The sequence below is a fragment of the uncultured Bacteroides sp. genome (genome assembly GCF_947632445.1).
Lineage (GTDB): Bacteria > Bacteroidota > Bacteroidia > Bacteroidales > Bacteroidaceae > Bacteroides.
In genome coordinates, this window is the sequence record NZ_CANRPM010000083.1 from 1 (window position 1) to 10,023 (window position 10,023).

The following is a 10,023-nucleotide window of genomic DNA, read 5'->3' on the forward strand; positions in this document are numbered from 1 at the left end:
TTTTTATGCAAAGATAGTCATTTTTAGTGGTCTTGCTTGGTATTCTCTACCTTCTTTTTGAGGTTCTGAATGAACCACCCTATATTATCCTGTGGTCTGAATCCTTGCTTTGCTATGTATTGAAATGTTTCCTCCAGTTCTTGGATTGTGTCGTTTTGGAATATCCGTTGAAGCTCCTCGATAGTCTTTGCATTCCCTTTCAGTTGGAAATCCTTGAAGCCCATTTTCTTCTTGAACCATTCCTTCACTTCTGCCTGATATGCCGCCAACGGATATTGTGAACAAGTAAAATTGGATATTTCTTTAAAAAATTATTCCACAATTGTATTTTAATAGCGTAATATCTTCTACATTGAATATATTTACTATTTTATTATTTTCCACTTTAATTTCAATCAATTCTCTAATAAGCCCACCCCAATCAGACCAGTAGCAGCATGTTATATAATATATATCATTATACTTAATTATTTCAGGTGTTATTTTTTCAAGTTGATTAGAAATTGTTGCAATTAAATTTGAACTTTCTTCAGGACGTTCAAATTTAATATTTTCTATGTCTTTACTTGTGAAAATATAAGTCCGTCTGTTATATCCCCCATGCCAATGATACGGAAGCGCATGCCATAGAGTTCTAAGAAGATAAGCCTGCCATACTGCCATTGGATCATCTTTTACGTTGATATACTTCCATATTTCAAAATCTTTTACATTGTCTTTGATTACCATTAAACTACTATTATCTCCTAAACCGCTTTGTTTACATATATCTACATCTAGGACCCAACCGGGTTGAAGAGTTAGACCTTTTAAACATGATAATAATTTGTCATACTTCTCATCTTCTGCTAAAGTGAAAAGAGTAGATGCAATGTTGGCATAATCATGTGTATATTTGATTTTGTTTTGACCTATGGCAGAATGATAATTATGTAGAGCGAGTAGTCTTTTCTTTTTCTCTTTTTCTTTTTCTGCGTTGATTTTTTTTATTTTTTTATATTCCACAAGTCTATCTATCAATAATCCCAAAGGTATAATTAACACAACAAGAGGAGCAAAGGCTATTATTGCTATTAATGCATATACTAGTAATCTTTTTTCCTTTTTTGAAGGTGGATCGAAAGAGAAAGTTCTGTTCTTAAATCTTAAAACGGCAAATATTAGTAGAAATACAAGCCATGTGATACCATATATAGTGAGTACTAATTTCATATTGACATATTTATTTAGTTCTATTTGAATTATAGCTTTCTGTTGAATATTCACAGTTACGATGCTACACAAAGCCTTAAATAAAAATAAATATAAGTAGAAAAAACAAGCCTATAATTAAAAAAATTTGGTCATATATAATCAATTTATTAGATTGAATTCTTGTTTTATTCTTATAACTATGTAATAATATATAAAGGGAAATATATATTACTATAATATCAATCAAAATTTTCCAATACCAATTAAAATCAAAAAGTGAACCAATTATATTTGTAAAAAAGTTAGTCGTAAAAAAAAGAAATACAAACCAATACCACCGATGTTTGGCAATAAATATCCAAACTTTTCCAAAAGCCGCCCATAAGAATATAAAATTAAAAATACCAAAAAAACGTTTCATGTTAATTGGTTTACTCATCCAAAAGGGGATTCTATCATCCTCAAGTAGCAAACTTATGCTAAAGCCTGTTTTAAGGAAATAAAAAAATAAAATTAACACAAATGTCAGAGAGAAAAAAGAAAGAAATGAAATAATAAGTTCTTTTTGGTCTTTTGACATTTTATAACTTGCTAGTATGCCTACTAGTATACTTAACAATAAAATAGTCCATAGCGTTGTTTGATAGTAACTAATTATCCAAAGTATTGATATTGGTATTCCCCATAATGTAATTCTGCCTAATTTCGCTAATAGTCCATCGTTTGAACCCCAAAAATAAAAACTTGTAATACTGAATGTCAAAATTATAATAATCATCCAATCCATTAACTGTTCTCTAACTATACTTATACTAACCATAGCTTTATTTTGATTTGTGAGAACGCGTGAACAACTGAACATATGGCTTTCCGTAGTACTTTTCAAGGTACAAAATAGACATGTCAAAACTTATGGCAAACATACTTCTTCTTTTTGTGGTTTAAACAAATCTTCCTGCCCGAAAAACACATTTTTATCCTCTGTTTCGGCAGATATAACGATTCCAACAAATGGGTTGTTTTCAACCTTTATCACTGTCCCGCTTATCCAATTTGGTAACTTGGTAAGGTCGGGAGAAATTAAAACTTTATCTCCTGTTTTCATATAGCTATAATTTTTTTTCAAAGATACTTCTTTTCTCTGGTATTTTCAGATTCAAATGTTTTTTTGTGTTTTTAGGCGTTTTCTTCCGTTTGGCATGGAATTGGTTGCTTTTCGGGAAAAAGTGGCGGAAATCGAAAAGAAAGCCCGTTCTTGCTAAAAAAAACAACCAAACGGCAGCCTCTCTCTGTGGAGTGCTGCTCTTCTCCTGTCGGGTCTTGAAATCTGATTTTTTATTTGTATCTTTGTCTATGAATTAAGTTTTTTTTGAGTGTGCTCCTGTTGTGAAGCAATCAAGCATATTCTGTTTGTATTAGAAGCCTGAGGTAGCGACCTTGGGCTTCTGTCATTTTTGGCAGTTCTGCCGTTTATTTTTCCATCGGGGTAGCCTAAGCCCCTCCAAGATTGCAAACTGGAGGAAGTAGCCGAACGGATGGCAAGCCCCACCTTTCGGATAATTGATACTATCGAAAATTAGCGAGTATTTAAATATATATTTTTTAAAATATCTGTATATATATTGGCGTTGAATCTGTTTTTTGTCCTGCGGAATCTAATAGCAAGATGTGTTTTTGTACGTACAAGAACCTATCTTGCCTGATAAATCAGGAGTTTAGCCCCCTCGCAACTCGGTGTCAAGGCGAACGGAAAACAACGATAGGGGAAAGAAAAAACCTCAAGAAATCTACTTGAGGTTTAAAGACACAAATCCAATCAATCCACGTTTCACAACGCGATGGCATCAAGAATAGAAATCAAAACAGTTCGACAAAGATAGGGACTTTTTCGACCAACGGAAAAGCCTCGCAGAGCCCACAACTTAGGAGCGCAGCGGAGAAGTTATAGTGGGCTATAACTAGCACGCTAATTTTTCTTTCCCTACTGTTCTTCGTTCTTCAGTTGAAAGGCTTTGGATGGCTTGAAAGCCGGGATATTATGAGCCGGAATAATTATGCTCGTGTTTCGGTTTATGTTACGTCCAACTTTCTTGGCTTTGTGTTTGACATAGAAGCTGCCGAATCCCCGGAGATACACGTTCTCACCGTCTGACAGCGTTTCTTTAATAGTGTTCATTAGACACTCAATCACCGGCAAAACTTCTTTCGGGTTGGCTCCCGTCTCTTTCGCAATCTTAGCAACCAATTCTGCTTTTGTCATAGTTCTTTTTTATGCAAAGATAGTCATTTTTAGTGGTCTTGCTTGGTATTCTCTACCTTCTTTTTGAGGTTCTGAATGAACCAACCAATATTATCTTGTGGTCTAAATCCTTGCTTGGAAATGTATTGAAATGTTTCCTCCAGTTCTTGGATTGTGTCGTTTTGGAATATCCGTTGAAACTCCTCGATGGTCTTTGCATTCCCTTTTAGTTGGACGGTTGTGAAGCCCAACTTATGTTTCAGCCATGACCTTACTTCTGGTCGATACGTTGCCAATGGATATTGCGAAAGCAAGCCTTTCTTTTCTTCGTCCACCGCTGCTGTTCTGCCGATAATCTTGTAGAAGTGGAACGTGAAACTTTTTATTTTCGTGCCGACCTTGTTGCACTCATAGTTGAATGATATGGGAGACACCGCATCCAATTCTTTCTTGGCGACATCTATGATGCAGCGTCTAATGGATTCCATTCTTGGGTATTTATCTTGGCAGCGAAACATTTCTCTAAATTCTTCCACTGAAATTTTACAATACATTTTGTCCTCCCATTGTTTGGCGAACTCGAAGAAGCGCATCGAGTAGGCTGATTTCAGCTCCATGGCCGTGACCAAATCAAGTTTCGTAAATCCTTTGGTAAAGTCTAAGGCGGACTGCCATACGAATTTATGTACCACGAAAGATATTGTCCCCTCTCCCTTATTTTGGTCGGCGGAATTTAAGATGCCTCCGAAAGAAAAACACCCTTTCCCTCGAAAGCTGATTCGTTTATCCACAAGGGATTTGAATGCATCAACAACATCCTCATAATCCTTCCCGCTAGCATCCATGCGCTGCTCCTGCTTCATGAAGTCCGTGATTTGCATGGTGAATGATACGTGGTTGTTGGCTACATACTCTCCATCATGTTCCTTGAACCATTCCTTATTCGCCATCCGATATTCGTATGCCTTTTCCGCTACACGATATAGAATTCTTTTTTCTTGTGCCGTGTAGTCATATCGTGCAGTCGTGAAGTAGTTACTTTGCTGCAACAATTGATTATCTACTTTTACTGGTCGTGCCATACTTTCGATTATTGGTTTCAGTTGCAAATATAGCTAAAATACCTTAATAGCAAATAACACCTTTATTTTTTTGCTACATACGTGGTTTTTGTTGCTATTTCATTTTTTTTTTGGCGTGGTTTTTATTGCTATTTGGCGTGGTTTTTGTTGCTATTTCGTTCGTTTTTTTACCTTATAATTTATTGATAATAAAATATTTGCAAGCAAAAAATAAAAACATACAAGGTTAATACAAGATAATAGCCTTGGACAAGGTTACGGATTTTACAGAGTTTGACATCCATACCTCCCTGAATTTTCGACATCGTGGAGAGAAAAAAACAATAGGGAAAAGAATAGGTTAAGGGTAAAGCCAAGCGCAGCGAAATAGGGAAGATTTTTTGCGCGTTAAAATGTGTATAGTTTTGTTTATTTATGTTTTTATGTTTTTGCGTTTACTATAGTTTGTTATATATTTACTATCAGAAGTATTTAAAATGATAGTGATATGGAATCAGCAATTAAGAAACAAACTGCATTTAGATTTGACAGCGATCTTTTAGATATGCTGAAAAGCGCAGCCAAACGTGAGCGTAGAAGCCTAAACAATTACGTAGAGTGTCTTTTGATGGATATCATGTACACAGAACCGAACGAGGAAACGAAGGCTGCCATAGAGGAAGCACGTTTGGGAAAGAGTGCCGGTACGATAGATACGAGTAGTTTTGAAGCCTTTATGAAATCACTGAACGAAATAGAATGAAAACAATTCATTATAGTACAAAGGCAAAGAAAGACTTGAAGAAGTATCGAAATGACATTCAGCTAATGGAAGCCTTGTTTGAGGTTTTAGGCAAGTTGGAAAAAGATGAAGCCATTCCAAGCAAGTACAAGCCTCATGCGTTGATTGGTAATTACAAGAACTGTATGGAATGTCATGTAGGCAACGATTTTCTCTTAATCTGGATTGATGCGGCATCAGACATGGTTGAAATTGTCAGGCTCGGCAGTCATTCCGAGCTTTTCGGCAAGAACAAGAAAAGATGACTTCGTATCTTTCGTTCAGCCAAAAGTTTGCACCCTCATTTTTAGAGATATACATACCAAGCAAGTCCTTGCGCCCTTCCTTGTCTATAGCCAAGACATTGTAAATTGCACGGCTGACGGCACAACCTCTGTCATCCATTACCTTGTAATGAATAGCGTCAAGCCAGACTATCGGATAAACCGGATCCAGGCCCCGGGAACGCCATGCTTTTATTTCCGGAAGTACACGGTCGGTGATGGAACTGATTGTATCGGCAGATACACGGTTGCCGAGGTTCTCTTCCATCCAGTCGCTTATCTCACGTGTACTGTTACCCAAGGCATAAAGTCCGATAATACGGTCTGCAACACCCTCGGCAAGGACGGTCTCACGCTTCTTTATAAACTGCGGATCGAACGTGGCATTGCGGTCACGAGGCGTGGATACGGTTACTTCACCCATGGAAGTCTGTACCTGCTTCTGCATCTTCCCATTACGACGATTGCCACTCATGCGCTCTTCATCGGAGAGATGGGCATCCATCTCTCCCTCAAGGGCAGCATTTAAAATACTCTCCAATAATGGAGCAAACGCTCCATCCTTTCCCAACAAGGGCTTACCAGCTTTTAGCTGTTCGATGGCCTTGTTTTTGATACTTTCAAAATCAAATTCTTCGCTCATAAATAAACTGTGTTAGCAAAGTTAATATTTTATTTGTTCCCTTCGCTGACACAGTTCAATTTACGGCCTCTCGACTGCCACACATTCACCGTAAACCCCTCCCCCTTGTGTATTGCGCATCTTCCGCGCGCACACACCGCAGGGGAGGAGTATTCCGTTGACTGCTCAGCCAATTGTTAGCAAGAAGTGTCCTAGTCGGACATTCTTGCCTTCCTCGCTTTGCTCGAAAGGATTTAGGGTTTTGCCATAAGCCCTCGCAGAGCCCACAACTTTGGAGCGCAGCAGAGAAGTTATAGTGGGCTATAACTAGCACGCTAATTTTTCTTTCCCTACTGTTCTTCGTTCTTCAGTTGAAAGGCTTTGGATGGCTTGAAAGCCGGGATATTATGAGCCGGAATAATTATGCTCGTGTTTCGGTTTATGTTACGTCCAACTTTCTTGGCTTTGTGTTTGACATAGAAGCTGCCGAATCCCCGGAGATACACGTTCTCACCGTCTGACAGCGTTTCTTTAATAGTGTTCATTAGACACTCAATCACCGGCAAAACTTCTTTCGGGTTGGCTCCCGTCTCTTTCGCAATCTTAGCAACCAATTCTGCTTTTGTCATAGTTCTTTTTTATGCAAAGATAGTCATTTTTAGTGGTCTTGCTTGGTATTCTCTACCTTCTTTTTGAGGTTCTGAATGAACCACCCTATATTATCCTGTGGTCTGAATCCTTGCTTTGCTATGTATTGAAATGTTTCCTCCAGTTCTTGGATTGTGTCGTTTTGGAATATCCGTTGAAGCTCCTCGATAGTCTTTGCATTCCCTTTCAGTTGGAAATCCTTGAAGCCCATTTTCTTCTTGAACCATTCCTTCACTTCTGCCTGATATGCCGCCAACGGATATTGTGAACAAGTAAAATTGGATATTTCTTTAAAAAATTATTCCACAATTGTATTTTAATAGCGTAATATCTTCTACATTGAATATATTTACTATTTTATTATTTTCCACTTTAATTTCAATCAATTCTCTAATAAGCCCACCCCAATCAGACCAGTAGCAGCATGTTATATAATATATATCATTATACTTAATTATTTCAGGTGTTATTTTTTCAAGTTGATTAGAAATTGTTGCAATTAAATTTGAACTTTCTTCAGGACGTTCAAATTTAATATTTTCTATGTCTTTACTTGTGAAAATATAAGTCCGTCTGTTATATCCCCCATGCCAATGATACGGAAGCGCATGCCATAGAGTTCTAAGAAGATAAGCCTGCCATACTGCCATTGGATCATCTTTTACGTTGATATACTTCCATATTTCAAAATCTTTTACATTGTCTTTGATTACCATTAAACTACTATTATCTCCTAAACCGCTTTGTTTACATATATCTACATCTAGGACCCAACCGGGTTGAAGAGTTAGACCTTTTAAACATGATAATAATTTGTCATACTTCTCATCTTCTGCTAAAGTGAAAAGAGTAGATGCAATGTTGGCATAATCATGTGTATATTTGATTTTGTTTTGACCTATGGCAGAATGATAATTATGTAGAGCGAGTAGTCTTTTCTTTTTCTCTTTTTCTTTTTCTGCGTTGATTTTTTTTATTTTTTTATATTCCACAAGTCTATCTATCAATAATCCCAAAGGTATAATTAACACAACAAGAGGAGCAAAGGCTATTATTGCTATTAATGCATATACTAGTAATCTTTTTTCCTTTTTTGAAGGTGGATCGAAAGAGAAAGTTCTGTTCTTAAATCTTAAAACGGCAAATATTAGTAGAAATACAAGCCATGTGATACCATATATAGTGAGTACTAATTTCATATTGACATATTTATTTAGTTCTATTTGAATTATAGCTTTCTGTTGAATATTCACAGTTACGATGCTACACAAAGCCTTAAATAAAAATAAATATAAGTAGAAAAAACAAGCCTATAATTAAAAAAATTTGGTCATATATAATCAATTTATTAGATTGAATTCTTGTTTTATTCTTATAACTATGTAATAATATATAAAGGGAAATATATATTACTATAATATCAATCAAAATTTTCCAATACCAATTAAAATCAAAAAGTGAACCAATTATATTTGTAAAAAAGTTAGTCGTAAAAAAAAGAAATACAAACCAATACCACCGATGTTTGGCAATAAATATCCAAACTTTTCCAAAAGCCGCCCATAAGAATATAAAATTAAAAATACCAAAAAAACGTTTCATGTTAATTGGTTTACTCATCCAAAAGGGGATTCTATCATCCTCAAGTAGCAAACTTATGCTAAAGCCTGTTTTAAGGAAATAAAAAAATAAAATTAACACAAATGTCAGAGAGAAAAAAGAAAGAAATGAAATAATAAGTTCTTTTTGGTCTTTTGACATTTTATAACTTGCTAGTATGCCTACTAGTATACTTAACAATAAAATAGTCCATAGCGTTGTTTGATAGTAACTAATTATCCAAAGTATTGATATTGGTATTCCCCATAATGTAATTCTGCCTAATTTCGCTAATAGTCCATCGTTTGAACCCCAAAAATAAAAACTTGTAATACTGAATGTCAAAATTATAATAATCATCCAATCCATTAACTGTTCTCTAACTATACTTATACTAACCATAGCTTTATTTTGATTTGTGAGAACGCGTGAACAACTGAACATATGGCTTTCCGTAGTACTTTTCAAGGTACAAAATAGACATGTCAAAACTTATGGCAAACATACTTCTTCTTTTTGTGGTTTAAACAAATCTTCCTGCCCGAAAAACACATTTTTATCCTCTGTTTCGGCAGATATAACGATTCCAACAAATGGGTTGTTTTCAACCTTTATCACTGTCCCGCTTATCCAATTTGGTAACTTGGTAAGGTCGGGAGAAATTAAAACTTTATCTCCTGTTTTCATATAGCTATAATTTTTTTTCAAAGATACTTCTTTTCTCTGGTATTTTCAGATTCAAATGTTTTTTTGTGTTTTTAGGCGTTTTCTTCCGTTTGGCATGGAATTGGTTGCTTTTCGGGAAAAAGTGGCGGAAATCGAAAAGAAAGCCCGTTCTTGCTAAAAAAAACAACCAAACGGCAGCCTCTCTCTGTGGAGTGCTGCTCTTCTCCTGTCGGGTCTTGAAATCTGATTTTTTATTTGTATCTTTGTCTATGAATTAAGTTTTTTTTGAGTGTGCTCCTGTTGTGAAGCAATCAAGCATATTCTGTTTGTATTAGAAGCCTGAGGTAGCGACCTTGGGCTTCTGTCATTTTTGGCAGTTCTGCCGTTTATTTTTCCATCGGGGTAGCCTAAGCCCCTCCAAGATTGCAAACTGGAGGAAGTAGCCGAACGGATGGCAAGCCCCACCTTTCGGATAATTGATACTATCGAAAATTAGCGAGTATTTAAATATATATTTTTTAAAATATCTGTATATATATTGGCGTTGAATCTGTTTTTTGTCCTGCGGAATCTAATAGCAAGATGTGTTTTTGTACGTACAAGAACCTATCTTGCCTGATAAATCAGGAGTTTAGCCCCCTCGCAACTCGGTGTCAAGGCGAACGGAAAACAACGATAGGGGAAAGAAAAAACCTCAAGAAATCTACTTGAGGTTTAAAGACACAAATCCAATCAATCCACGTTTCACAACGCGATGGCATCAAGAATAGAAATCAAAACAGTTCGACAAAGATAGGGACTTTTTCGACCAACGGAAAAGCCTCGCAGAGCCCACAACTTAGGAGCGCAGCGGAGAAGTTATAGTGGGCTATAACTAGCACGCTAATTTTTCTTTCCCTACTGTTCTTCGTTCTTCAGTTGAAAGGCTT

The 10,023-nt window shown here is 36.2% G+C and carries 13 protein-coding genes and 1 pseudogene; 2 read left to right on the forward strand and 12 right to left on the reverse strand.

Features of this window, described 5'->3' with window-relative positions; genetic code table 11:
- Positions 1-23: 23 nt before the first annotated feature.
- The 6 genes from Q0Z70_RS11965 to Q0Z70_RS11990 form a co-directional block, all read right to left on the reverse strand.
- Positions 24-269 (reverse strand): hypothetical protein, encoded by a 246-nt coding sequence (locus tag Q0Z70_RS11965; protein ID WP_298074834.1) that lies wholly within the window; start codon positions 267-269, stop codon positions 24-26.
- Between the two features lie 34 nt (positions 270-303).
- A complete protein-coding gene (locus Q0Z70_RS11970) occupies positions 304-1,212 on the reverse strand; it encodes a hypothetical protein (protein WP_298074836.1) in 909 nt (302 codons plus the stop codon).
- A 76-nt stretch (positions 1,213-1,288) separates the two neighbouring features.
- Positions 1,289-1,981, reverse strand: a complete 693-nt coding sequence (locus tag Q0Z70_RS11975; RefSeq protein WP_298074838.1) for a hypothetical protein — start codon at positions 1,979-1,981, stop codon at positions 1,289-1,291.
- A 123-nt stretch (positions 1,982-2,104) separates the two neighbouring features.
- Complete coding sequence (locus Q0Z70_RS11980; protein ID WP_298074840.1) at positions 2,105-2,299, reverse strand: transcriptional regulator; 195 nt, start codon at positions 2,297-2,299, stop codon at positions 2,105-2,107.
- Positions 2,300-3,175: 876 nt separating this feature from the next.
- Positions 3,176-3,454, reverse strand: a complete 279-nt coding sequence (locus Q0Z70_RS11985; RefSeq protein ID WP_298074842.1) for an HU family DNA-binding protein — start codon at positions 3,452-3,454, stop codon at positions 3,176-3,178.
- Positions 3,455-3,483: 29 nt separating this feature from the next.
- Positions 3,484-4,515 (reverse strand): replication initiation protein, encoded by a 1,032-nt coding sequence (locus Q0Z70_RS11990; RefSeq protein ID WP_298074844.1) that lies wholly within the window; start codon positions 4,513-4,515, stop codon positions 3,484-3,486.
- A 487-nt stretch (positions 4,516-5,002) separates the two neighbouring features.
- Here Q0Z70_RS11990 and Q0Z70_RS11995 point away from each other — a divergent pair, with 487 nt between their 5' ends.
- Both Q0Z70_RS11995 and Q0Z70_RS12000 read left to right on the forward strand, forming a co-directional pair.
- Positions 5,003-5,257, forward strand: coding sequence for a toxin-antitoxin system protein (locus Q0Z70_RS11995; RefSeq protein ID WP_298074846.1), 255 nt, complete (start codon positions 5,003-5,005; stop codon positions 5,255-5,257).
- The gene (locus Q0Z70_RS12000) at positions 5,254-5,541 is read left to right on the forward strand and encodes a type II toxin-antitoxin system YafQ family toxin (RefSeq protein ID WP_298074848.1); all 288 of its coding nucleotides are present in this window, start codon (positions 5,254-5,256) and stop codon (positions 5,539-5,541) included. Before Q0Z70_RS11995 ends, Q0Z70_RS12000 begins: the two co-directional genes overlap by 4 nt.
- A 16-nt stretch (positions 5,542-5,557) precedes the next feature.
- On the opposite strand, the pseudogene Q0Z70_RS12005 reads toward Q0Z70_RS12000, so the two are convergent.
- The 6 genes and pseudogenes from Q0Z70_RS12005 to Q0Z70_RS12030 form a co-directional block, all read right to left on the reverse strand.
- Positions 5,558-6,202 (reverse strand): annotated as a pseudogene (locus tag Q0Z70_RS12005) (transposase); the annotation flags it as partial.
- A 329-nt stretch (positions 6,203-6,531) separates the two neighbouring features.
- A complete protein-coding gene (locus tag Q0Z70_RS12010) occupies positions 6,532-6,810 on the reverse strand; it encodes an HU family DNA-binding protein (protein WP_298074842.1) in 279 nt (92 codons plus the stop codon).
- A gap of 29 nt (positions 6,811-6,839) precedes the next feature.
- A complete protein-coding gene (locus Q0Z70_RS12015) occupies positions 6,840-7,085 on the reverse strand; it encodes a hypothetical protein (protein WP_298074834.1) in 246 nt (81 codons plus the stop codon).
- A 34-nt stretch (positions 7,086-7,119) separates the two neighbouring features.
- A complete protein-coding gene (locus Q0Z70_RS12020) occupies positions 7,120-8,028 on the reverse strand; it encodes a hypothetical protein (RefSeq protein WP_298074836.1) in 909 nt (302 codons plus the stop codon).
- 76 nt (positions 8,029-8,104) lie between these two features.
- Positions 8,105-8,797 (reverse strand): hypothetical protein, encoded by a 693-nt coding sequence (locus Q0Z70_RS12025; RefSeq protein WP_298074838.1) that lies wholly within the window; start codon positions 8,795-8,797, stop codon positions 8,105-8,107.
- A 123-nt stretch (positions 8,798-8,920) separates the two neighbouring features.
- Positions 8,921-9,115, reverse strand: coding sequence for a transcriptional regulator (locus Q0Z70_RS12030; protein WP_298074840.1), 195 nt, complete (start codon positions 9,113-9,115; stop codon positions 8,921-8,923).
- Between the last annotated feature and the right edge of the window lie 908 nt (positions 9,116-10,023).